This window comes from Sorangium sp. So ce590 (genome assembly GCF_051521365.1).
GTDB lineage: Bacteria > Myxococcota_A > Polyangia > Polyangiales > Polyangiaceae > Sorangium.
Genome location: NZ_CP150346.1, coordinates 6,916,932 through 6,939,849, shown reverse-complemented (window position 1 = coordinate 6,939,849; position 22,918 = coordinate 6,916,932). Strand labels below are relative to the sequence as shown.

The following is a 22,918-nucleotide window of genomic DNA, read 5'->3' as shown; positions in this document are numbered from 1 at the left end:
CTACCTGCACGAGCCCGTCTCGATGGAGTGCGGGCGCACCGAGGTGTTCTGGATGCTGTTCGGGTCGGTCACCGCGACCTCGCGGCCCCAGCCGGTGAGCCCCGCGAAGGTCCCGTCGGTCGTCATGTCGAACGGCCCGTCGTCCTTGCAGTCGCCGTTCTCGGCGGCGCCCCACGACCAGGCGAGCCACCCCACCTCGAGCTCGACGCTCTTGGCCAGGAGGGTCTTGTAATCGAACGGGTGCCGGCTGCACTCGTACACGGCGTGCTGCGCGAACTCGCCGACCATCAGAGGCAGGTTCAGCGCCACGGACTCGTTGAGCTCTCTCGTGATCGTGGCCCCGCTCCCGTCCGTCCACCACATGTGCACGCTGAGCAGGATGTTCGGATCGTGCGCGACGAGCGCGGGACCGACGGCCTGGAGCTGGTCGATGTTCTGCCCCCACTTGGAGGCGTCGATGATGAGCGGCGTCGTGATGCCGGCGTCGCGCATCCGGGTGATGGCCTGCTTGTAGCCCGCCTCCCACGCCGCGTTGTCCACCACGTCCCCGACCTCGTTGCCGATGTTGACGAGCAGGTTCTGCTCGTGCTTCTTGATCATGGCGACGGCCTCCGGCTTCGTCCAGTAGTCGACGAGGCTCGGCAGGAGCTCCCATTTGCCCGTGGCGTCGTGCAGCTCGACGATCGGAATGAGCTTCTGCGAGAGCGCGTTCGTGATGGCCTGATCGAGGCCCGCCACGGACGCCTTGGTCTCCCACACGATCCGCACCGTGTTGGCGCCCGTCTTCGCGATCTCCTGGAACTCCGGCATGCCGTCGGACCCCGACGAGAGCCAGACGACCATCTCGTTGACGCCCCGGAGCAGCACCTTCTCGCCGCAGCGGTCGTGGAGGAAGCGGCCTCGCACCGAGAACCCCGGCCCCGTGACATCCCCGCCCCCGGCGCCGGCGCCGGAGGTGGCGCTCGTGCCGGAGGAGGCGCCCGTGCCGGAGGAGGCGCCCGTGCCGGAGGAGGCGCCCGTGCCCGACGTGTCGCCGCCGGCGCCCGACGTCGCGCTGCCGGCGCCGGCGCCGGAGGTGGCGCTGCCGGCGCCGGCGCCGGACGTGGCGCCGGTGGCATCGCCGCCCGTGCCCGACGCGCCCCCGCCCGATCCGGTCGCCTCCTGCCCCGAGCCCTGCTGATCGTCCGCTTCGCCGCACCCGGCGGAGAGGCCCAAGGCCATGAGGGCTGCACCGGCCCAGCCAGCTACCGATCCATGGATAACGCGCATCGTGATCTCCCGTTCACCTGCCCCCGCACCTGACTGCACCAGACGCCGGTATGCACGAGCAGAGCGGGGCGGGCAATCCTCGTCGCCCGCCTTCGCGCAGGATCGAGGGTCATCCTCACCATTTTCGCGCGATCACCCTTCACTCGCCATCAGGCTCACGGTATCGCTCCTCTCCTACTGTACCGGTTCAGTTGGCGGGCCCTGCATTGCGCACCTGGATGCCCGGCGTCACCCAGTTCGGCTGCGGCGTGTGCTCGTCGTACAGCACCTCCAGCTGGCAGTCCGCCGGGCAGGACGAGGTGCTCTCGCCGGTGCTGCAGACGCCGTCGCCGCAACCCGCGGGGGAAGCCGTGCACGATGAGATCGGTCTCGTCTTCTTCCAGTTCCAGCGGCTCGCTCGACACGCCACCTCTCGCACGTCGATCGCCAGGTGGAGCGGCCCGCCGCCGGGGCCCGGCGCGGCGGACGCCTGCGCGGCGAGCTCGTAGGCGCGTTCATGGGCGGGTCGGAGCCGAGGGCGGGGTCTCGACATCCCGGGCGACGATCGCGAAAAAATTCTGGGACCAATACAGGGCGAGGGTAGGGGAATGTAGGTGTCGCTGGCGTGAGGGTGGGCGTGTGTCGGCGGTGCCTGTCGCGCCGGCGACCTGGCCGTTGCGCTTGCGTGGGCGACGTTGTCCGCTCCGCCCGCGTCGTGCGCCGGCAGGGGGCGAGCGGCGGTACGTCCTCGAAGCGCGTCCGGGGCTCTCCCGCGGACGGTAGGTTGGGGCCCCGTGTGCTCGGTCGTCGCAGGTGGTCCGCGAATGAGGGAGCATGTGCTCGGTCTTCGCAGGTTGTCGCTCGCCGACCTCCCATCACGGGCGGATTCCGCGGCCATGCGTCCGACGGATCCTCCGGCGGCATCCCTCGCGACGAGGCGCCCGGGCGTGGTGAATCACGGCGCCGCGGGTCGGTGGGATCTGCGGGACGCGCATTGGCGGACCGCTCTCCGTCCCGCGCCTCGGCCCGGGCGCGGGACATGCACCCTCGCGCTCGGATTCTCAACGCCGTACGAACCTGGAGGAGCGTCGATGGAGAAGCGTGCTTTGCAAGGGAAACTTGGACGCCGGCAATTCGCCGGCACGGCGGCGGCCGCCGCCGGTGTATCGCTGATCGCGACACCGGTCCTCGCGCTCGAGCCGAGCAAGGGTCAGGGCAGCTGCGAGTCGATCGGGCCGCTCTCCCTGCCGGAGGGGGCGGCGTTCACGCCCGGTGTCTTCGTCGATCAGCGCGCGAGGAAGCCGATCTACCTGCCCGGCATGAACGCCGGGCTCGCCGGGTACGCCGTCTCGGAGGTCCTCTTCTGGACGGACATCATGATGGAGCACGCGATGTTCATGTCGCTGCTCATGCCGGGCGACCACCTCCGCGGGCCCCGGAGCGAGGCGCGGCAGTTCCAGATCGTCTTTGCGAGACACTTCCTCTCGGCCCGTGACGGCGGCTATCGCGACGACGGGCTCTCCTGGCTCCTCTCCTCGACGCGGGCGAGCGTCCTCCCGTTCATCGAGTACAAGCGCCGCATGCAGCGCGCGCAGGAGGCCGGCACGCTCCGGAGCCTCGTCTGGCCGCTCTTCTTCGACCACATCGCGCGCGAGGCCGAGCGCTTCGCCGCCCGGCTCGAGCTGCTCGCGAACGGCAGCGCCGCGCTCCAGCGCGACGAGGTCTCGGCGTTCTGGACGACGATCATGGCGGATCACCTCGAGTTCGTCGCGCACCTGCTCGACCCGCAGGAGCGCGCGCTCGTCGCGGACGCGAACGCGCGCGCGGAGCAGCTGTATCAAGCGCACACGCAGCGCGTCGGCAGCGGGCAGCTCGCGAGCATGGCCGACGAGGTCATCGACTTCAAGACGGCCGCGGAGCAGGGCATCGAGACCGGGCAGATCAAGAGCATCATCGATCCGTCGCTCGCCGATCACATCCTCCGGGAGGCGGTGAGGTTCTCCGACGAGATCCAGCGCGCCCAGTGAGGTCGCCGGTCGACCGCGCTCGATGAGCGAGCATGGATAGGTCGCTCGGACGCGAATCGGACGCGAATCGGACGCGGATCGGACGCGGATCGGACGCGGATCGGACGCGGAGAAGAGCGACACCGCGCCGCCCCGCGCGGCCGGGTGGACATCCAGCGATGCCCGCACAACATGTCGTGCGGCCATGAGACGGTGCGCGATTCCGATCGTTCGTCTTATGCAGCGGATTCCACGCGGAGGGGGCGACCATGAGAACGACGAGAAGAATTCAGGCAGTCCTCGCTTTCGGCATGCTGGCGGCCTTCGCCGGCGGGGCGCGCCCGGCCAGCGCAGAGGAGCTCTTGCCGGGCGGAGCCGATGGAGAGGTTCAGCCCCGGGCCGTCGAGGAGACAGACTCCGAGACGATCGGCAGCGCCGTCGAGGCCATCTCGCCCTATTGCAGGTTCAGGTGCCAGCGCATGTATCGAGCTTGCTTGTCATTTGCGCTGCCCCACGTGTGCTACCAGCGCTACTGGAGATGCCTGGCGAGCTGTCCTCCCACGCCGTTCCCGTTCGCGGGGAGATAGCGTCGCTGCGGTGACGCACATGAGGTCGCGCTGGCCTGCCGCAGGGCGGGCGAGCGCGATCTTGGTCTCGGCGTCAGCCCGACGTGGCCGCTGCCGGCGCGCGGCGCTAGGCTCCTCTGGTATTACCCAGCGCGGGCCTAGCGGTTCTTGCGGCGCTGGGCCCGCGGCGCCGGAGCCGCATGCGAGGGCAGCGATGGATCTGACGGCGGTCGACGAGGGCGGTGTGAGGTTCGTGGAAGGCCTGCCGGACCAGGCGCTCATGTCGAGCGCTCGCGACGTCGATCGCGTGCTCGAGGCCTGTTTCTCGGATGGCGTGCGGTGCGCCCTGCTCTACGCGGCGAACCTGCCGGCCGCCTTCTTCGATCTCAGCTCGAGAGAGGCCGGGGAGATCCTGCAGAAGCTCAGGAACTACTGGATCCGGCTCGCCGTGGTGTGTCCGCCGGGGGGATCCGATTTCAGCAGCCGGTTCGGTGAGATGGTGGCCGAGGAGCGCCGCGGCGCGCACTTCGGGGTGTTCGAGACGCGCCAGGCTGCCGTCGAGTGGATCCGCCGGACGTCGGATGCAGATGCGGTGTGACATGCGGCGATGACGCGGGCAGGCGCCGCGCGCGCGTCCGCCCGTGGCGCGCGGGTCCTGCTGCGTGGCCGTCGCCGGTGCTGCCCAGGGGCCTGTTGGCTCGCCCTGCGGCGCCCTGTACGCTCCCCACCAGGAGGTCGGACGCGATGGCCAAGGTGACCGCGCTGGGGACTGGGAAGGGAATTTCGTCAAGCCGCGGCCCTGGTACAATTTCTGGTCGAAGTCGGAGACGACGATCGACGGCAAGGACTACGTGAATGGGCCGAAGGGCGTGATCCACCCCGGCGAGATGAGCGGCACGCCCTGGGATCCCAAGGTGCACGGCGTCGCCAAGCACCCGGTGACCGGGAATAACTGGCTCGATCCGGAGACCAGTAAGCCGATTCCCATTAGCGGTCCGGAGGACTACATCCCCGTGAAGCCGAAGGCATAACTCATGGCGGCGTGGCCTACAGCGCCTTCTCCGCCGCCGAACCAGGCTGACCTCGATCGCGCGCTCGATGAGGCCACGGCGGCGTGGCTCGTCCGCGACGAGCAGCGCTGGATCCGCATCGGTCGCCAACCTGCCCCCCGCCCGCCTGCGCCGCGCGCTCTCGCGCTTCGTGGAGGCGCGCGACGCGGCGCTCGCTCGCCTCGTCCCGGACGACGCCGATCTGCTCCCGCTCGACCCCGGCCACGACGCCTGCGATGCCTACGAGGCCTTCGGCGGCGCGCTGCCGGCCGCGCTGCGGCTGCGCTCGTTCTGGGGGGGGCGACGTGCTCCGCGGGCTCCTGTACGAGGCGCCGAGGCGCGGCGCCCCCCGGAAGGTCCCGCTCGACGGCCACCCTGCATGGCTTGGCGCGACCGACACGGGCGTGCTCGTGAAGCGGGGGAGGAGCAGCAGGTCGGGTCGAGCTGCGACGTGGTCGCCCGCGACGAGCACCTCCGGCGGCAGCGGCTCACGCAGTTCCGCTTGCACGCGACGACGGATCCCAGGTACGGCTCGCCGAGCTTCGCCTCCCAGAGGCGGCCGTCCTGACGAACATCGCCTGGAGCACCGGCTCCTCCTCGCATGTTCCGCCGAACCCGCCGTCGTGATCGAGGATCTCGCCGAACAGCCTCATGCAGTCGGCGACATAGGCTTTCGGGTGGAGCATGTGGAGGTGCCATATGCAGTCAATGCGTTGCAGCCACCCCGAGCCGCCGTGAGGGCCAGCCGAGCGCCCCCGCTGACCCCAGCCGCCTCATCGCTACTGCAGCTGCGCGACCAGCTCCTCGAGGCGGTCGTAGCTCACGCCCGCGCCCTGCTCCATTCCGGACGCGACGACCGCGTCGCGCACTTCCTTCGACGGATAGCGCACCGTGGTCGTGACGCGCGTCTTGCCGCCCTCGTCGGTGAAGACCGATGTCACCACCGAGACGGTGTCCGGAAATTGCTCGAAGATCTCGGTGAACACGATCCGGCTCGGCGGCGTGATCTCCTTGTACTCGCCGTGGAAAGCGGCCTCGCCCTCGGGGAAGCGGTTCACGAAGCGCCACGCGCCGCCCGGGCGAAGGTCGATCTCGCAGACGGGCACCGAGTATCCCTCGCTCAGGCAGCCCCACCATCGCTTCACGTGCTCGGGCCTCGTCATCGCCTCGAACACGAGGTGCCTCGGCGCATTGAACAGGCGCGTCATGCAGATCTCCTGCTCCGACGGCGTCGTGACCTGGAAGCTGCTCTTGTTGGCGACGCTGGTTGCGACCATGACTCTCCTCCTCCTGCGCAATCGTTCCCGATCCTGTACGGGATGCCCAGCGGATGGGCCGGCACCCGTGGTTAACCAATTGGTTAATTAACCTTTGGGTTAAGTATACCGCCGCCCCGCGCTTGTCAAGGCGGAGCTCCGCCCGATTTCCGCGTCGAGGGCCTCACCGTCGATCGTCATGTCGATCTCGTCGGCGAGCGCACCGACGTCGCCCTCCGGGTCCTGCCATCGAGGGATCGCTCCGCGCTGGGAGCGCCCGTGAAGGACGGCCTCACGGACGCCGAGCAGCCTCACCTTCACGGGAGGCTTGACGGTGGCGCCCGTATCATGTATAACCACATGGTTTTTTAACCAAGGAGTTATAAGATGACGCCCTCCGAGCGCCTCGACGCAACGTTCGCTGCGCTCGCCGATCCGACACGGCGAGCGATCCTCGCGCGCCTCGCGTCCGGCGAGGCGTCGGTGAACGAGCTGGCGAAGCCGTTCGCGATGAGCCAGCCCGCGATCTCGAAGCACCTCAAGGTGCTGGAGCGCGCGGGCCTGATCTCGCGCGGTCGCGACGCGCAGCGACGGCCGTGCCGGATCGAGGCCACGCCGCTCGCGGACGCCAGCGGCTGGCTGGACAACTACCGTCGTTTCTGGGAGGGCAGCTACGAGCGCCTCGACGCCCTGCTGGAGGAGCTGAAGGAGCAGGAGAGCAAGGGCGAGCGCTCGAAGCGCTGAGCCCTCTGCGCAGGTCGCTCGGAGAACGGTCCCATACCACCTTCTCCGCGCTCAGGGTGCTTGGCAGGAAATGCAGGTACCTTGTCTTGACGGTCAACTGCGCAGCGGGGGAGCGTCATCGCGTGAATCGGCCCCGGCCATCGAAGAGCGCTCCCCGCGTGACGACCCCGACGCGACCTTCGTTCGATCCGGGAAGATCTACACGTCCGCGGGCACCACCGCGAGCATCGATCTCGCGCTCTCGCTGGTGGAAGAGGAGCTCGGGTACGATGTGGCGAGGGATCTCGTGGTGCTCCTCGCAACTTCGCGCGGGGGCCTGAGCCCCGTGTCCTGAAAGCAGGGTGGAATGTCCTGTCGGTTCACCTCGGCGTCGCTCACAGTCAGGTCCACCGAGCGCCGTCGACAGGGCGCTCGTCATGGCCAGGCGCGGCGCCGCACCCTGCCCCGCCGTTCAACGCGGGAACGCCGGAAGCTGCAGGTCCCGAGCTCACTCGGCGTGTCCTGAGCGTTCTTGCGCCGGACGATCAGAAGATGCGGAAGGTCGCAGCAGAGATAGGCATCAGCGCGAGCTGAGGTGCCTTCATGTGAGCTCCCTCCGGGCGGCGCGGCCGCCGCCGCGGGCTACGGCTGGATCGCCGCGGGGTCCATCCAGAGGACCTCCCAGTGGTGGCCATCCAGGTCGTAGAAGCTGGAGCCGTACATGAAGCCGTGATCCTGCGGATCCATCGCGTGCGACCCGCCCGCCTCGAGCGCCTTCTTCACCATCTCGTCGACCTCGGCCCGGCTGCTGCACGAGAGCGCGAAGAGCCCTTCCGTGTGCGTGCTCGTGCTGCAGATCTCCTTCTTCGTGAACGTCTTGAAGTACGGCTCCGCGAGGAGCATGACGTAGGCCTCCTCGCTGATGACCATGCAGGCGGCGTTCTCGTCCGTGAACTGCGGGTTGAACTCGAACCCGAGCTTGCCGAAGAACTCCATCGACCGCTTCAGGTCGCGGACGGACAGGTTGACGAAGATCTTGCGAGGGTTGTTCGTTGTCATGGCTCTCTTCTCCTCTGCTTCCTCTGCTGTGACGGACTCCGGGGAAACGTGAAGCTCATCGGTCGAGCGACGCCGGGCTCGCGAGCAGCGCGCGCGCGCGGCGGTCGCGCAGCCAGAGCCCCGCCCAGAGGAGCGCGGCGATGTAGATCGGAAAGAGCGTGTGGCTGAAGAGCGGGCTCCCGACCCGCACGTGGATCGCGATCGCGCCGCCCAGGTAACCGGTCCACAGGATCGCGCCGAGCACCGCGGTGCGCGGGATCAGGTACGTCACCAGACAGGCGATCTGGAGATAGCCGAGGGTGGGGACGAGGCTGGCCGGGAATCCGAGATCGGCGGTCCCCGCCTCCGCGGGGACCAGCCGCAGCACCTTCACCGCGGCATCGAACGTCAGGAACAGCACGCCCAGCCCGCTCAGGACGCGACCCGCCCACAGGGCTCGCCTGGACGGCGCCGCGCCGGGCGCTGCGACGCGGGTCGGCGCCTCGGTCCGGGGCCCGGTGGTGAGATCTTTGTCACGATGATGGGTGCTGGCGACGTTCGCGGTCATGGGTGCCTCCGTGCTGGATTCACCCCATAGACCCCCGCGCCCGTCGAGAATCATCGGTCGCCGAAAAAAAAGATCGCCGTGCCGCGATGCCGGGAGGGCGCCCGCGGTCAGGCCGGAAGTCAGGCCGCAAGATCGAGCGGCAGCCCGAACCGCGGGAAGAGCGTCTCGGTGTCGAGGAAGGACGTCATGCCGGCGATGCGGTCCCCGGCGATGTCGAGCACGATGAGCGCCCAGGCCCGGTGGCCGCCCTCGGGGGTGGGGCGATACTGTGCGAACGCCGGCGCGCCGCAGGCCGCCGTCGGCACGAGCCGCGACCCGCGGCAGCCCGCTCCCCGGCCCAGTAACCAGGTGCGGATCGCCTCGGGGCCGCGCAGCCAGAGGGTGTAGGGCGGCATCGACAGGACCGCGTCCTGGTGCAGCAGCGCCGCGAGCGCGTCCACGTCGTACTGCTCGAAGGCGGCGACGTAGCGGTCGACCAGGGCGGACTGCGTTTCGGGCAGCGAGACGCGCGCGTCGCCGAGATCGCGGCTCGCGAGCGTCGCCCGCGCGCGCTGGAGCGCGCTGTTGATCGCGGCGACCGAGGTGCTGAGGCTGTCGGCGACCTCCGCCACGGACCAGCCGAGCACCTCCGTGAGCAGCAGCGCGGCGCGCTGCTTCGGCGGCAGGTGCTGGAGCGCCGCGACGAACGCGAGGCGGATGCTCTGGCGGAGCATCGCCTTCTCGGCGGCGTCGATGTCCGCCGGCAGGGCGTGCGCGTCGGGAATGGGCTCCAGCCAGTGCGTGCGCGGGCGCGTCTCGAGCGTGTCGTCCGCGGTGCCCACCGGGCCTTCCTCGATGGGGCGCGCCCGGCGCGCGCGGTCGGCCCGCAGGTCGATGCAGACGTTTGTCGCGATGCGGTACAGCCAGGTGCGCAGCGACGAGCGCCCGTCGAACCGATCGAGGCTGCGCCAGGCGCGCACCATCGTCTCCTGGACGGCGTCGTCGGCGTCGACCACCGAACCCAGCATCCGGTAGCAGTGCCCGGTGAGCGCCGCGCGGTGTTCCTCGAGCTGGGCTACGCTCTCCGACATCGGCCGGACAGTATCATCGGCTTTCCGGCGGGTCCATCGGTCACGCGTGCTCGGCGCGGAGCATCGGTGTCCAGGGTGGGGGTCAAAGGACGCTCACGACCCGGCCCCGGAACCCCCTCCCCGCATCAGCTCGGGCGCCGCAAGTGGAGGATCTTCGCGCCGCGATGGGGGTCGATCGGGGGTAACGCGAGCACGAGCCGCTCGATCAGCGGCAATGCTTGCTGCACCGAGCCTTCTGCCTGGAGCTCGGAGAACGGGCCAGGATACGCGAGGATCAGGCGGTAGATGTTCGCGAAGGCGCGCGCGTACACGCCGACCTGCTCGTGCTGGCTGATGAACCTGCCGTGAGCGGCGCTCTCCGAGGCCGCGGGGCCCCGCACGCGGTCGATGGCGCGCGCGATGGCGACCTGCCGCCGCCACGCCATCGGGCTGCGTGAGCCGCGCTCCCGGATCTTCTGGAGGTGGCCGGCGATGGTCTCGCGCGCCCCGGGGCCGAGCGACGTTGTCGCGAGCGCCTGCTCCAGCGCGGCGTCGTCGAGCTCGAGCAGATCGATCAGGTTCACGCCGACGCGCTCCACGTCGTCGGCCCACTGCGCCAGGAGCAACGCATCGCCGACGTCCACCTCGTCCCGGCGCGGCTCCGAGGTCCCCCAGATCACCGGGGAGGTGTCATCCACGACGATCGCGCCGAGCGCGCCCGCGCGCGACGCGAGCCCTTCCAGCTCGTCGTCCAGGCGGTGCGTCGACCCGCTGCGCGAGGGCCGCTGGTCGCCACCCCCTGACGAGAGCCCCGAGAACGACGCGGCGAGCTCCTCCAGCTGCCTCGAGACCCTGGCGGGCTCGCCGGGCGGCTCGGCGAAGCGCGCGACCAGCCGCGAGCCGTTCGGCAGCGCGCACCACACCGCGCGCGGATCGCCGGGCGGCCTGCCGCCGAGCTCGATCAGGACGTCATCGGCGGACAGCTCGCGCTGCACGAGATCGAGATAACGGAGCAGGGCAGGGTCCATGGCGAGCAGCTTACTCGAGTTGGCCGGGCCGACGGCCCTCGACGAGCGGCGTCATGGATCCCCTCGCGAAGCCCGGGCAGCCCGATCGCTCGCTCTGCCCGAGCTCGCCGGGCGGCGCGCAGCCGCTTCCGGCGCGACGGCGACGCCCCTGCGCTCGCCTGGCTGCGGGACGGCGTCCGCGCGCAGATCGAGGCCGCGGAGCTGCTCGAGGCCGCGGGCACCCGCGAGTTCTCCAGGAGCTGCTCCGCGTGGCCGCGGACGCGCGGCCGGCGGGGGAGGGGAGGCGGCGCCGCGGCCGGCCGCCGGCGGCGCAGAGCGGCCAGGGGTGAGCGCGCCCGGCGGGGCGCTTCCCGGCCACAAAAAGGCGAAGAGCCGGTCTCCCGCCCGGGAGACCGGCCCTCACGCTCCTCCCGGCGGCGCGCGCGGGCTCATCGCCCGGCGCGCGCCCTCAGGAGACTAGAAGTCGCCGTGGCCGTGGCCCGCGTGGCCACCGGCGCCGGCCGGCTTCTCGTCCTTCGGACGCTCGGCGATGAGCGCCTCGGTCGTCAGCATCAGGCTCGCGACGCTCGCCGCGTTCTGGAGCGCCGAGCGGACGACCTTCGCCGGGTCGATGACGCCCATCGCGATCAGGTCGCCGTACTCGCCGGTCGCGGCGTTGTATCCGAACGAGCCCTTCCCCTCGCGGACCTTCTGCACCACGATCGAGCCCTCTTCGCCGGCGTTGGCGGCGATCTGGCGGAGGGGCTCCTCGATGGAGCGACGGATGATGTTCACGCCGGTCCGCTGCTCGTCGCTCACCTGGAGCTTCTCGAGGGCGGCCTGGGCCCGGATGAGCGCGACGCCGCCGCCGGCGACGATGCCCTCCTCGACGGCCGCGCGGGTCGCGTGGAGCGCGTCCTCGACGCGGGCCTTCTTCTCCTTCATCTCGGTCTCGGTCGCGGCGCCGACCTTGACCACCGCCACGCCGCCGACGAGCTTCGCCAGGCGCTCCTGGAGCTTCTCGCGGTCGTAGTCGCTCGTCGAGTTCTCGATCTGCCCGCGCATCTCGGTCAGGCGGGCCTTGATCTTGTCCTTCTTGCCCTCGCCGCCGACGAGCGTCGTGTTGTCCTTGTCGATGATCACGGTCTTCACGCGGCCGAGGTCGCTGAGCGTGACGTTCTCGAGCTTGAGCCCGAGCTCCTCCGCGATCACCTGGCCGTCCGTGAGCACCGCGATGTCCTTGAGCATCTCCTTGCGGCGATCGCCGAAGCCGGGCGCCTTGACGGCGGCGCAGTGGAGCGTGCCGCGGAGCTTGTTGACGACGAGCGTCGCGAGCGCCTCGCCCTCGATGTCCTCCGCGATGATGAGGAGCTGCTTCTGGCTCTTGGCGATCGCCTCGAGCACCGGCAGGATATCCTTCATGTTGGAGATCTTCTTCTCCGAGATGAGGACATACGCGTCCTCCATCGTGCACTTCATGGCCTCGGGGTCGGTCACGAAGTAGGGCGAGAGGTAGCCGCGGTCGAACTGCATGCCCTCGACGACATCGAGCGTCGTCTCGAGGCTCTTCGCCTCCTCGACCGTGATCACGCCCTCCTTGCCGACCTTCTCCATCGCGTCCGCGAGGAGCTTGCCGATGGTGAGATCGCCGTTGGCGCTGATGGTGCCGACCTGCGCGATCTCCTTCGCGTCCTGGGTCGACTTGGCGGCGCCCTTGAGGTGCGCCACGATGGCCTCGACGGCCTTGTCGATCCCGCGCTTGATCTCCATCGGGTTGTGGCCCGCGGCGACGAGCTTGGAGCCCTCGCGGTAGATCGCCTGGGCGAGCACGGTCGCGGTGGTCGTCCCGTCGCCGGCGATGTCGCTGGTCTTCGAGGCGACCTCGCGCACCATCTGGGCGCCCATGTTCTCGAAGCGGTTCTCCAGCTCGATCTCCTTGGCGACGGTCACGCCGTCCTTGGTGATCGTGGGAGCGCCGAAGCTCCGCTCGATGACGACGTTCCGGCCCTTGGGACCGAGGGTGACCTTCACCGCGTCCGCGAGGGCGTTGACGCCCGCGAGGATCATGCTTCGGGCCGACTCGTTGTAGATGATTTCTTTGGCTGCCATGGTGCGAATCTCCTTGAAACGGTCTTGCCCGAATCAGCTCTCGATGATGCCGAGGATGTCTTCTTCACGGAGGATGAGGGCCTGCTCGCCGTCGATCTTGATCTCGTTCCCCGTGTACTTGCCGAAGAGGACGCGGTCGCCCTCCTTCACGTCGAGCTTGCGGACGGTGCCGTCCTCGAGCGTCTTCCCGTTGCCCACGGCGAGCACGATGGCCTCCATCGGCTTCTCCTTGGCGCTGTCCGGGATGAAGAGGCCCCCCTTGGTCTTCTCCTCTTCCTGCACGCGACGAACGATCACACGGTCCTGGAGCGGTCGGATTTTCATTCTGTTTTCTCCTGGCGTGACCCACCGGTCACGACCTGACGTCACTTCATCCCGTGCGTCGTGCATGGCGGCACGCTCGTGCCTCGGCTCCCGGGTCTCCCCGGGAACAGCTTCGGGCGCGCCTCTGCCGTCTGGCCGGATGCTGGCGTTGGCTTGGGGTTCTGGCACTCACGAGATGTGAGTGCTAGCAAGAACGTGGCACTATACTCGGCCGCCCCGGGTTGTCCATCGTTAAGACGCCGTCAGAGCCGTTCGTTCCTGAGGGCCTGAGGACCCGGCGGCCTGCTCGCCTGCTCGCGCCTTGACCCCGCTCAGTCGAGCGATGACGCTGCGTTGATGGAACCGGTCCAGTCCCAACCCGTGCGTCCGCGCGTGTCGTCGGCGCACCGCCGTGGTCGCGCAGCGCGCTGTCGTCTCGTCGCGTGGGCGCTGGCCCTCGCCGCCGCGGCGCCCGCGCCTCCCGCCGCCGCGGAGCCGCCGGCGGGAGGCGCGGCGGGCGCCTCGACCCCGCCGCCCGCGGCGCCCGCGCCCCCTGTCGCGCCGGCCGTGGCGGGTCTCCGGCCGGGGGCCACGTGGGAGGAGACCGCCGCTGTGCACGAGGCGCGCATCGCGGCGCTGGAGAGCCAGGCGCGCCGCGTCCACGAGATCGGCTCCGAGGACGAGCGGCGCGCCGCGCAGCGCCGGATCGAGCTGGAGCTCGCGGCGGCGCGGAGGGACTTCGACGACTTCGAGGAGCGAACGACGGAGTGGAACAGCCCTGTCATGATGGTCTCGGGGCTCGTCCTCGCGAGCCTCGGCGGCGCCGCCATCCTCGGCGGCGCGGTGCTGGTCTTCGCGAGCTACGACGACAGCAGCGCGGGGCGCAGCGAAGCGTCCAAGCTGGCGATCGCCACCGCGGCCGGCGGGGTGGCCGGCGCCGCCATCGGCCTGCCGCTCTACGTGATCGGCAAGAAGCGGGTGCGGCGCGACGCCGCGTCGAGCGCGCCTGTCGTCGCGCGGCTCCTCGTCGGTCCGGGCGCCGTCGCTGCGTCGCCCGGGGCTGGCCCCCTGAGCGCGGGGCTGCGCGTCGCGTTCTGAGCACGAGCGCCCCGTGTCTCCAGCTCAGCAGCGATATCCAGGTCTCGATGTCCGCGGCAAAAGGCCGCAAGCCAGCGCGATGCCGACGCGATGCCGACGCGATGCCAGCGCGCGAACTGCCCTCCTCCACAAAAATCGCTGGGCATGCTCCCGGCCGAGTGCTAGCGTTCCTCTCGACGCGTAGCCCGCGTCGACCATGCGCACTCCCGGCTGAAACCACCGCTCCGTCGCGCGGCCGTCAAGGTTGAGCGCCTGCTGCCCAGGGTGGCACGGCGTCCTTGTGTTGTCGCGTATGAGCCGCCACGACGGCGACCCGCGGAACCCCGCGCGAGCTCGCGTCGTGCGCTCATGATGACGGAGCGTGGCCGACGAGCGGACGAGCCCGAGGCGCTGGAGGTCGATCTCCAGGAGATCCGCGATCTCCTGGTGGTTGTCTCTCGCTCGCTGGCCGCGCGCTCGAAGCACCGAGCCGGACGGTTCGTGGCGCGACGGGCCGACTCGCCATCTCTCCTGACGTCGAGACGCTGAGGCATCTCGACAGGGAGCGCGCGGCGAGGCGGACCGTCCCGTCCCGACGAGAGGCGGAGGTGCGTCGAGAGAGCGCCTGTCGAGCGGCCATGGAGAGGCCCAGAGAGCCAGTGTCCGTCGCGGGTTCGGTCTGTCTGCAATCCGGGGTCGTACGATGAATGGAGGGTCTATGAGAGCCGGTTCTTCGAAGGTTTCGTTCAGCCTTGGTGCTCTTCCTGATGTGGTGATGACCGATCGAATGGAGGATTCTATGCAACGACGCGCGCACCTCCCCGTCTCCGACCTCGCGCTGGGCTCGGCCAAGACACCCGACCCGCGCCCGCCGCAGAGAGGGCAGCCCCCTGCGCCGAAGCCCGCGCACCGGGATCCTCGCCCGCCGCGCGCGCTCCCCAGCCAGGACCGCTCCCGGCCGGCGGTGAACATCCCGCAGCGCCGCCGCATGGGCGTGCAGCGGTAGATCCCGCGCCGGCTCCCCCGCCGGAGCGCGGGCCCCGGGCTTCCGGCCCGGCCGCGCTCGGCGGCGTGGCTGCCCTCCGGCGTTGTCCCGGACCTGAGGCCCGGGATTCCCGCGATGGCGCGTCCTCCGGCGGCGCCCTCCCGGCTTCGATCGTGATTGGGCCGAGGCGCAGGCTGCGGTAAGACCTCGCTACCCGCGCGGCTCCCGCAGCCTGAGCCTCGCCGGGCCCGACCATGATCCACGCCGAACCGTTCGAAGCCCGCCTCGTCGCCGCCCGGCCTCTCAGCCCCTTCGTGCGCGAGCTCTCGTTCGAGCGCGCCGACGGGAGGTCGTTCCTGTTCGAGGCAGGACAGTGGGTCAACCTCGTGCTCCCGCTCTCGGGCGGCGAGGTGAAGCGCGCCTACTCGATCGCATCCGCTCCCGACGGCTCGCCTCGCTTCGATCTCGCGGTCACGCTGGTGGAGGGCGGGGCCGGCTCGGAGCACCTGCACCGGATCGAGCCCGGCGCCACGCTCCGCGCCATCGGTCCGCACGGGCTCTTCACCCGCGATTCCGGGGATTCCTCGCCCTCGTTGTTCGTCGCCACCGGCACCGGCATCACGCCGCTCCGGAGCATGCTGCACGCATCCCTGCGCGCAGGGCTCGCCGCGCCCCACCTGTGGATCCTGTTCGGCGCGCGCTTCGAGGAGGACGCCATCTACCGCGACGAGCTCGAGGCGCTGGCGCGCGGATCCGACCGGATCCGCTACGAGATCACGCTCTCGCGGGGCGGCCCTTCGTGGTCCGGCCGCCGCGGCTACGTGCAGGCGCACGCGCCCGAGCTCTACCGGGAGCTCGCGGAGAAGAGCGGCGATCCGGCCCCGCACGTCTTCATCTGCGGCCTCGATCGGATGGTCTCGTCCGTCCGCGAGCTCGCCCGCGGCGAGCTCGGCGTCCCCCGCAAGCACGTCCACGTCGAGCGCTACGACTGAGCCTCCGGGCCCGTCCGCGGCGGCGCCGCCGGCCTTGTCACGGCGCCACGGGGGAGCCGCCGGCCTCGGGCGGACGCGGTCGCGGATCGCCGCCCCGCGGCGCGGCGCGCCTTGAGCGGCACCCTGGGTACGACGTAGGATGCCGCCCCCGCGGGCGGTTCCTGCGGGTCTGTTCTGCAGGTGACCACGTGACGACCAAGAAGACGTTCCGCACCATCGATCCCGCGACGCTCCCGAAGCACTTCGACTCGCCCGTCGCCGAGCAGCGCCTGGCCGACGTGTGGGAGGCCGACGGGACGTACCGATACGACCCGTCGCGTCCCCGCGAGGAGACCTTCGTCGTCGACACGCCGCCGCCGACCGCCTCGGGCTCGCTGCACATCGGCCACGTCTTCAGCTACACGCACACGGACGTCGTCGTCCGCCAGCGCCGGATGCGCGGCTTCAACATCTTCTACCCGATGGGCTGGGACGACAACGGCCTGCCCACCGAGCGGCGCGTGCAGAACTACTTCCACGTCCGCACCGACGTGCGCACGCCGTACGAGCGCGGCCTGACCTTGCCGCAGGCGTCGCCGGAGGCGATGAAGAAGGAGCCGCCGCGCATCGTGTCGCGGCCCAACTTCATCGAGCTCTGTCACAAGGTCACGCGCGAGGACGAGCAGGTCTTCAAGGCGCTCTTCCGCCGGGTGGGCCTCTCGGTCGACTGGCAGCACGAGTATGCCACCATCGATGATCACTGCCGCAGGACGGCGCAGCTGTCGTTCCTGGATCTGCACGAGAAGGGCCATCTCTACTCGGTCTTCGCGCCCACGATGTGGGACGTCGATTTCCAGACCGCCGTGGCCCAGGCGGAGGTCGAGGATCGCCAGCAGTCCGGCGCGTTCCACGACATCGCGTTCGCGGTGGAGGGGACGGGCGAGCAGCTCATCATCGCCACGACGCGCCCGGAGCTGCTCGCGGCCTGCGTCGGCGTCACGGCGCACCCGGAGGACCCGCGGTATCGGCACCTCTTCGGCAAGACGGCGCTCACCCCGATCTTCCGCGCCCCGGTGCCCATCTTCCCGAGCCCGCTCGTCGATCGCGAGAAGGGCACGGGCATCCTGATGGTCTGTACCTTCGGCGACGCGACGGACGTGATCTGGTGGCGGGAGCAGAAGCTCCCTCTCCGGCAGATGCTCGGCAAGAACGGCCGTCTCCTCCCGGTGACGTTCGGCGAGGGCGAGTGGCAGAGCCGCGACCCGGCCGCGGCGAACGCCGCCTATGCGCCGCTCCAGGGCAAGGGGGCGAAGCAGGCGCGCGCCGCGGTCGTCGAGCTCCTCCGCCGCGACGAGCACGCGGCGGCGCCCGGCGCCGGCCCGGCGCTCCGGGGCGAGCCGAAGCCGATCGAGCGCGCGGTGAAGTTCTTCGAGAAGGGCGACCAGCCGCTCGAGTTCGTGCCCACGCGGCAGTGGTTCGTCCGGCTCTCCGACAAGAAGGCCGAGCTCCTCGAGTTCGGCGACAAGATCGCGTGGCACCCGGATTTCATGCGCCTCCGGTACCGCAACTGGACCGAGGGGCTCCAGGGCGACTGGTGCATCAGCCGCCAGCGTTATTTCGGCGTGCAGTTCCCTGTCTGGTATCCGCTCGACGCCGAGGGCAACCCGGATCACGACAGGCCGCTGCTCGCGACCCGCGAGAGGCTCCCGGTCGACCCGACGGTCGACGCGCCGCCCGGGTACGAGCCGTCGCAGCGCGACCAGCCGGGCGGCTTCACCGCGGAGTCCGACGTCTTCGACACGTGGTTCACGAGCTCGCTCACACCGCAGATCAGCTCGCACTGGGGGGACGACGAGGAGCGCCACGCGCGGCTGTTCCCGGCCGATCTGCGGCCGCAGGCCCACGACATCATCAGGACGTGGGCGTTCTACACGATCGCCAAGGCGATGCTGCACGAGTCGTCGATCCCGTGGCGTCATATCGCGATCTCGGGGTGGATCCTCGACCCCGATCGCAAGAAGATGTCGAAGAGCAAGGGCAACGTCGTCACGCCGATGCACCTGCTCGATACATATTCTTCCGACGCGGTCCGCTACTGGTCGGCGAGCGCGCGGCTCGGCACGGACACGGCGTTCGACGAGAAGGTGCTGAAGATCGGAAAGCGCCTCGTCACGAAGATCTGGAATGCGAGCAAGTACGTGCTCAGCCAGTCCGCGGAGCTCCATCCGGTCTCCGAGGAGCTCGACCGGGCGTTCTTGCACAAGCTGTCGGCGGTGGTGGCGGACGCGACGCGCTCGTTCGATGAGCACGAGTTCGCGGCGGCGCTCGAGCGCACCGAGGATTTCTTCTGGCGCTGGTTCACCGACGCCTACCTGGAGCTCGCGAAGGCGCGCGCGCGCGGCGAGGGCGGCGCCGGGGAGGCGGCGCGCGGCTCGGCGGTGGCGGCGCTGCGGCTCGGGCTGTCGGTGCTGCTGCGGCTGTTCGCGCCGGTCTTGCCGTACATCACGGACGAGGTCTGGCGCTGGGTGTACGCGGAGGAGACGGGGCAGGCCTCGATCCACCGGGCGACGTGGCCGGCGGCGGCGGATTTCGCGGACGTCGCGGCGCCGGCGGACGCCGGGCTCCTGGATCTCGCGGCGGGGGCGATGGCGGCCGTCAACAAGCGCAAGAGCGAGCTCGGCGCGAGCGTGGGGCGCGTGGTGACGGATCTCGCGCTGGGCGCGAACGCCGCGACGCTCGCCCGTTTGCGGCCCTCGCTGGGCGACCTGCTCGCGGCGGTGCGCGCGGGCGCGCACACGCTCGTGGAGCGGCCGGAGCTCGCGGACGGCGAGGTCGTGGTGGTGCGCTGCGAGGTGGAGGCGGCGGCGGGCGCGGCGGCCGGGGCGGGGGAGGCGGCGGCCACGGAGTAGCCCGGCCCGAGGGGAGGGAGCTCGGCCCGCGCGGCGAGCTCCGTCCCCTGCTGCGGGGAGCCGGGCTGCGAGGGGAACCGCCATGACGCGGCGGGCAGCCACGACGCCATCGACGCGACGCGAGCGCTTCCTCGCGCCGTCACGCAGGGCGGGTAGGATTGACCGATGACCCAGAGCACCCCCGCACCGCACCACGAAGCGCTGCATGCGCCCGGCAGGTTCCGCTCGCTGCTCGTCCCCGTGGACCTCTCGGCGGCGTCGGATCGGGTGGTCGGGCGGACCGCGCTCCTGCCCCTGGCGGATGACGCCCGGATCACCCTCCTGCACGTGGTCCCCGAGGGGCTCAAGTCCCTTTCCCGGGAGCGCGCCGAGAACGACGCGAGGAAGGCGCTCCAGGCCGAGGTGGCGGCCCTGGCCCGGACGCTGCCCCGGACTGTCACGATCCAGCATGCCGTGCGGGGAGGCGCTCCTGCCGTCGAGATCGTCCAGCATGCGGCCGCCGTCGCCGCCGATCTGATCGTCGTGGGTCGCGGCGGAGGCCGCGGGCTTCGCGACCTCTTCCTGGGCTCGACCGCCGAGCGCGTCCTCCGGCAAGCGCGGCTTCCGGTGCTTGTGGTTCGCCTGCGCCCGCACGCCCCGTACCGGCATCCAGCGCTCGCGCTGGCGCTCGACGACGCGGCTCGTGACGTCGTCACCTCGCTGCTCCGGGTGATCCCGCCGCCGCGCCCGACGGTATCGGTCATCCACGCCTACGACGCTCCGTACGTCGAGCGGGCCTATCCCAGCTTGTCCCTGGAGGAGGCCGAGGCGTGCCTCGAGGAGTACCGGCGGAAGGCGCTCCACGAGCTGGCGCAGATCCTGGCTGCTGCGCTCGCGGAGGCGAACGTCCCGCCGGACGACGCGCCGGCCTGGAAGACCCGCGTCAAGTACGGGTCGCCGAGGGCGCTCATCGCGAAGGCCGTCAAGAAGGCGGAGAACGATCTCCTGGTGCTCGGAACCCAGGGCCGCAGCGGCGTCGCGCACGCCTTCCTGGGGACCGTGGCCGGGGACGTGCTGCGCGCGGTGGCGTGCGACGTCCTGGTGGTGCCGCCTTGTCAGACCACCTGACGGCCGACCTGATGCAGAGCGGCGGCCTCCTCCGGGCGCGCCTGCGCACGGCGCACCTGCCGATCCTCTGCATTCCCGAGAGGATGGCGGTTCGCCGGGCGCTCGAGCACGCCCGGGAGGTCAGCCCGGGAGCGACCGTGCTGGCCCGGACCCACAGCCAGGAGAATCGCGTCTTCTTTCAGGAGCGGGGCGCGGACGAGGCGGTCATCGGTGAGATGGAGCTCGCGCTGGAGCTGGGTCGTCGCGCGCTGCACCGCTTCCGTGTGGAGCCGAGCGTGATGGAGCACTCGCTCGCGGTTGTCCGTCGCTCGCTCGCGTGAGCGAGGGGGACGTGCCGCGCGCGAGGGGCGTAGGGGTCCGAGCTCGCGCGAAGTACACTGGCGTTGCGATGCGCGCCGCGGATGTGATCGAGGATCGGTTCGAGATCGAGCGGCTCGCCGGCGCCGGCGGGATGGGGGACGTGTACCGCGCGCGCGACCGGCTGTCGGGCGAGGCGGTCGCGCTCAAGGTGCTGCAGGGCGCGAGCATGCACGACCTGCGCCGGTTCACGCGGGAGGCGGAGGCGCTCGCCACGCTGCGGCTGCCAGGGGTCGTGCAGTACGTGGCGCACGGGATGACCGGCGCAGGGCGGCCCTACCTGGCCATGGAGTGGCTCGACGGCGTGACGCTGGAGGAGAGGCTCGCCGAGGGACCGCTCTCGGTGATCGAGAGCGTGAGGCTGGCGGCGCGGGTGGCGGCGACGCTCGGCGCCGTGCACCAGCTCGGCATCGTTCACCGCGACCTCAAGCCGAGCAACCTGATGCTCGCGGGCGGCGCCGTCGAGCGCGCCACGCTGCTCGACTTCGGCATCGCCCGCGACATCCAGCTCGCGCGGAGCCTGACGGCGCCCGGCGCGATCCTCGGCACGCCCGGGTACATGGCCCCCGAGCAGGCGCGCAACGAGTCGTCGGTCGACGCCCGCCTCGTTGTCGACCGTCGACGGATCGATGCGCGCGTCGGCACCGATTGCGCCGTGGATCGCGACCCTCCCCCGCGTCGTGGCGCCGGCGGCCCGCGCTACGCGGCCACGCCGAGGGTGCCGATCTCCTCGAACTCGCGGATCATCCGAGCGAGCCCGCCCTCGTCGACCCTCAGGCCGAGGGCCGCCGCGGCGTGGGCGAGGAGCTTCCGCTCCCGCAGCGACGCGACCTTGTCGACGGCCGCCGCGATCTCGAGCGCACGCAGCAGCGGGGCGCGCGCGCCCTCCGGCACGCCGCGGAGGCGCTCGATCCAGGCGATGTCGTCGGCGAGCCGTTCGTTCAGGCCAGCGCGCGCCGAGGCCGGCAGCTGCCGCAGCACGGCCGCGAGCAGCGCGGTCTCCTCCGGCTTGAGGCGGCCGTCGGCGGTGAAGATGAACCAGAGCCCGTCGAACAGCCGATCGAGGTGCGGGCGCAGCGTCTCGTCGCAGAGCGCCCCGTCGAGCGCGCGCCGGTAACGCACATATCTGCGCGCGGTATCCCCGAGGCGCCGGGTTACCACCCAGCTCGTGATCGACGACGAGGCGACCGAGAGCACGGGCACCAGGTTGCGCGCCACGCTCTCGCCGGCGAGCCGCGCCGTGAGCTGCCTGGCCACATCCGAGCCGCGCTCGCGCGCCGAGCGCACGAGCACGCCCGCCGGATCGTCCGTGTCCTGGGGGTGCTCCGTGACGCCGAACGTGAGGGCGAGCAGCGCCCACACGTCGGCCGGCTCGTCTGGATCGAACCGGTGCCCGAAGAGATCCGCGAGCTCGCAGAGCATCTGCACGTGCAGGAGCAGCCGGAGCACCGTCTCGCCGCCGATCGCGAGTATGGCGGCAGGGATCGCGATGAGCCCGCCGAGCCCGTTCGTCTCGGCCGTGGCTGCGGCCGCGCCGGTCGAGAACGCCCCGGTCGCGCCACCCGCGAGCGCCGAGCGGATGCAGGCGCGCCGGATGACCGCGCGCGCGTCGGTCGGCTCCGTCACGCCGGTCGACGTGGCGATCGTCGCGGGGCGAGGCCGCCGGTTGTAGCGGCGCACCGCGCGGGACAAGAGCTCCTCGAGCCATGCGTCGACCGGGCGCACGCGCTCGCCCGCTTCGCTTGTCGCCTCGGTCAGCGGGAGCGCCGCGGCCCCCGCTGCGTCACCAGGATGCACAGCCTCGTCGCTCATGGATCAGGGCGGTTCAAGATGCATTCCGCGCCCAGCGGGCGCCGAGGCCGAGCGCGTTCGCTGCGCTGCCGAGCTCGGCTATCGCACGTGGCCGGAGCTTGAGAATCGGCGCTCTGGCCGTCCTCTGCATTCACTGCAAAGGCGACCGGACCCCGACGCCGAGGCCAGGCACAAAGCGCCCTACCTTCGCGCAGTACGCTGCGTAAGCCTCGCCGTGGGCGCCGAGCAGGTACGGCTCTTCGACCCACCGGACCTGCAGCTCTATCGCGAAGACCAGCGCCCCGAACGAGGCGAGCGCAGCGGCGTTCGGGACGATCAGCGCCATCCCGAGCGCGGCCAGCATCATGAAGCTGAAGATGGGGTTCCGCACCACGGCGAACGGTCCTCGGGTCACGAGGCTCGTGCGCTCCGCCTCGCTGACGCCGATGCGCCACGACTCACCCATCGCGCCCTGCGACCACAGCGTGCCGAGCGTACCCGCGATCGTCATGGCCGCGCCGAGCCCGACGACCAGAGCGCCGGGCTCGACAAGCGGCCCTATCCAGCCCGCGAGCTCCACGAGAGGGGCCGCCACACCGAGCAGGATCGCGAGCACAAAGAGCACCCCGCCGACCCACGGCAGCGATCCCGGCGGCCCCGAGATGCCGCGGAAGCCCGTGGATCCGGTCGCACGGCGCTGCCGGAGCGACCGCCACCCGAACGCGAGCGCCATGTAGACGGCGTACAGAGCCAGGGCGAACCAGGGACGAGTCATCTTGAGCTCCAGTCTCGCTGTTCA

At 70.9% G+C, this 22,918-nt stretch carries 21 protein-coding genes and 3 pseudogenes; 13 read left to right on the top strand and 11 right to left on the bottom strand.

The window, feature by feature from the left end; genetic code table 11:
- Both WMF28_RS25860 and WMF28_RS25855 read right to left on the bottom strand, forming a co-directional pair.
- Positions 1 to 1,221, bottom strand: coding sequence for a cellulase family glycosylhydrolase (locus WMF28_RS25860; protein ID WP_437595985.1), 1,221 nt, complete (start codon positions 1,219 to 1,221; stop codon positions 1 to 3).
- 454 nt (positions 1,222 to 1,675) lie between these two features.
- Positions 1,676 to 1,765 (bottom strand): annotated as a pseudogene (locus WMF28_RS25855) (YciI family protein); the annotation flags it as partial.
- 574 nt (positions 1,766 to 2,339) lie between these two features.
- Here WMF28_RS25855 and WMF28_RS25850 point away from each other — a divergent pair.
- The 4 genes from WMF28_RS25850 to WMF28_RS25835 all read left to right on the top strand — a co-directional run bounded on the left by WMF28_RS25850 (position 2,340) and on the right by WMF28_RS25835 (position 5,437).
- A complete protein-coding gene (locus WMF28_RS25850) occupies positions 2,340 to 3,275 on the top strand; it encodes a DUF2935 domain-containing protein (RefSeq protein WP_437595984.1) in 936 nt (311 codons plus the stop codon).
- Between the two features lie 759 nt (positions 3,276 to 4,034).
- Positions 4,035 to 4,418, top strand: coding sequence for a DUF4180 domain-containing protein (locus WMF28_RS25845; RefSeq protein ID WP_437595983.1), 384 nt, complete (start codon positions 4,035 to 4,037; stop codon positions 4,416 to 4,418).
- Positions 4,419 to 4,482: 64 nt separating this feature from the next.
- Positions 4,483 to 4,851 (top strand): hypothetical protein, encoded by a 369-nt coding sequence (locus tag WMF28_RS25840; RefSeq protein WP_437595982.1) that lies wholly within the window; start codon positions 4,483 to 4,485, stop codon positions 4,849 to 4,851.
- Between the two features lie 67 nt (positions 4,852 to 4,918).
- The gene (locus WMF28_RS25835; RefSeq protein ID WP_437595981.1) at positions 4,919 to 5,437 is read left to right on the top strand and encodes a hypothetical protein; all 519 of its coding nucleotides are present in this window, start codon (positions 4,919 to 4,921) and stop codon (positions 5,435 to 5,437) included.
- A 211-nt stretch (positions 5,438 to 5,648) separates the two neighbouring features.
- Here WMF28_RS25835 and WMF28_RS25830 read toward each other — a convergent pair whose 3' ends face one another.
- Entirely contained in the window at positions 5,649 to 6,146 is a 498-nt protein-coding gene (locus tag WMF28_RS25830) for an SRPBCC family protein (RefSeq protein ID WP_437595980.1), read from the bottom strand.
- A 366-nt stretch (positions 6,147 to 6,512) separates the two neighbouring features.
- Between WMF28_RS25830 and WMF28_RS25825 the strand changes: the two genes are divergently transcribed.
- Positions 6,513 to 6,869, top strand: a complete 357-nt coding sequence (locus WMF28_RS25825) for an ArsR/SmtB family transcription factor (protein WP_437595979.1) — start codon at positions 6,513 to 6,515, stop codon at positions 6,867 to 6,869.
- A gap of 70 nt (positions 6,870 to 6,939) precedes the next feature.
- A complete protein-coding gene (locus tag WMF28_RS25820) occupies positions 6,940 to 7,203 on the top strand; it encodes a hypothetical protein (protein ID WP_437595978.1) in 264 nt (87 codons plus the stop codon).
- Positions 7,204 to 7,490: 287 nt separating this feature from the next.
- On the opposite strand, the gene WMF28_RS25815 is transcribed toward WMF28_RS25820, so the two are convergent.
- The 6 genes and pseudogenes from WMF28_RS25815 to groES form a co-directional block, all read right to left on the bottom strand.
- The gene (locus tag WMF28_RS25815; RefSeq protein ID WP_437595977.1) at positions 7,491 to 7,907 is read right to left on the bottom strand and encodes a VOC family protein; all 417 of its coding nucleotides are present in this window, start codon (positions 7,905 to 7,907) and stop codon (positions 7,491 to 7,493) included.
- Positions 7,908 to 7,962: 55 nt separating this feature from the next.
- Positions 7,963 to 8,454 (bottom strand): DoxX family protein, encoded by a 492-nt coding sequence (locus WMF28_RS25810; RefSeq protein WP_437595976.1) that lies wholly within the window; start codon positions 8,452 to 8,454, stop codon positions 7,963 to 7,965.
- A 119-nt stretch (positions 8,455 to 8,573) separates the two neighbouring features.
- Positions 8,574 to 9,575: pseudogene (locus tag WMF28_RS25805) on the bottom strand (sigma-70 family RNA polymerase sigma factor); the annotation flags it as partial.
- A gap of 74 nt (positions 9,576 to 9,649) precedes the next feature.
- Positions 9,650 to 10,531 (bottom strand): hypothetical protein, encoded by an 882-nt coding sequence (locus WMF28_RS25800; protein ID WP_437595975.1) that lies wholly within the window; start codon positions 10,529 to 10,531, stop codon positions 9,650 to 9,652.
- Positions 10,532 to 10,987: 456 nt separating this feature from the next.
- Positions 10,988 to 12,619, bottom strand: a complete 1,632-nt coding sequence (gene groL / locus WMF28_RS25795; RefSeq protein WP_437595974.1) for a chaperonin GroEL — start codon at positions 12,617 to 12,619, stop codon at positions 10,988 to 10,990.
- 33 nt (positions 12,620 to 12,652) lie between these two features.
- Positions 12,653 to 12,943 (bottom strand): co-chaperone GroES, encoded by a 291-nt coding sequence (gene groES, locus WMF28_RS25790; RefSeq protein WP_437595973.1) that lies wholly within the window; start codon positions 12,941 to 12,943, stop codon positions 12,653 to 12,655.
- Between the two features lie 360 nt (positions 12,944 to 13,303).
- Here groES and WMF28_RS25785 point away from each other — a divergent pair, with 360 nt between their 5' ends.
- The 7 genes and pseudogenes from WMF28_RS25785 to WMF28_RS25755 form a co-directional block, all read left to right on the top strand.
- Positions 13,304 to 14,020 (top strand): hypothetical protein, encoded by a 717-nt coding sequence (locus WMF28_RS25785; RefSeq protein ID WP_437595972.1) that lies wholly within the window; start codon positions 13,304 to 13,306, stop codon positions 14,018 to 14,020.
- Between the two features lie 778 nt (positions 14,021 to 14,798).
- Positions 14,799 to 15,005 (top strand): hypothetical protein, encoded by a 207-nt coding sequence (locus WMF28_RS25780; RefSeq protein ID WP_437595971.1) that lies wholly within the window; start codon positions 14,799 to 14,801, stop codon positions 15,003 to 15,005.
- A gap of 233 nt (positions 15,006 to 15,238) precedes the next feature.
- On the top strand, positions 15,239 to 15,976 hold the full coding sequence (locus WMF28_RS25775; protein ID WP_437595970.1) for a ferredoxin--NADP reductase: 738 nt from the start codon (positions 15,239 to 15,241) through the stop codon (positions 15,974 to 15,976).
- Positions 15,977 to 16,164: 188 nt separating this feature from the next.
- Complete coding sequence (gene valS, locus WMF28_RS25770; protein ID WP_437595969.1) at positions 16,165 to 18,864, top strand: valine--tRNA ligase; 2,700 nt, start codon at positions 16,165 to 16,167, stop codon at positions 18,862 to 18,864.
- A gap of 165 nt (positions 18,865 to 19,029) precedes the next feature.
- The gene (locus WMF28_RS25765) at positions 19,030 to 19,971 is read left to right on the top strand and encodes a universal stress protein (protein ID WP_437595968.1); all 942 of its coding nucleotides are present in this window, start codon (positions 19,030 to 19,032) and stop codon (positions 19,969 to 19,971) included.
- On the top strand, positions 19,956 to 20,291 hold the full coding sequence (locus tag WMF28_RS25760; protein WP_437595967.1) for an NAD-binding protein: 336 nt from the start codon (positions 19,956 to 19,958) through the stop codon (positions 20,289 to 20,291). The genes WMF28_RS25765 and WMF28_RS25760 overlap by 16 nt, the downstream gene beginning before the upstream one ends.
- A gap of 68 nt (positions 20,292 to 20,359) precedes the next feature.
- Positions 20,360 to 20,932, top strand: a pseudogene (locus tag WMF28_RS25755) (serine/threonine-protein kinase); the annotation flags it as partial.
- A gap of 95 nt (positions 20,933 to 21,027) precedes the next feature.
- Here WMF28_RS25755 and WMF28_RS25750 read toward each other — a convergent pair.
- The gene (locus WMF28_RS25750) at positions 21,028 to 22,140 is read right to left on the bottom strand and encodes a hypothetical protein (protein ID WP_437604385.1); all 1,113 of its coding nucleotides are present in this window, start codon (positions 22,138 to 22,140) and stop codon (positions 21,028 to 21,030) included.
- A 130-nt stretch (positions 22,141 to 22,270) separates the two neighbouring features.
- Entirely contained in the window at positions 22,271 to 22,894 is a 624-nt protein-coding gene (locus tag WMF28_RS25745) for a methyltransferase family protein (RefSeq protein ID WP_437595965.1), read from the bottom strand.
- Positions 22,895 to 22,918: the final 24 nt, after the last annotated feature.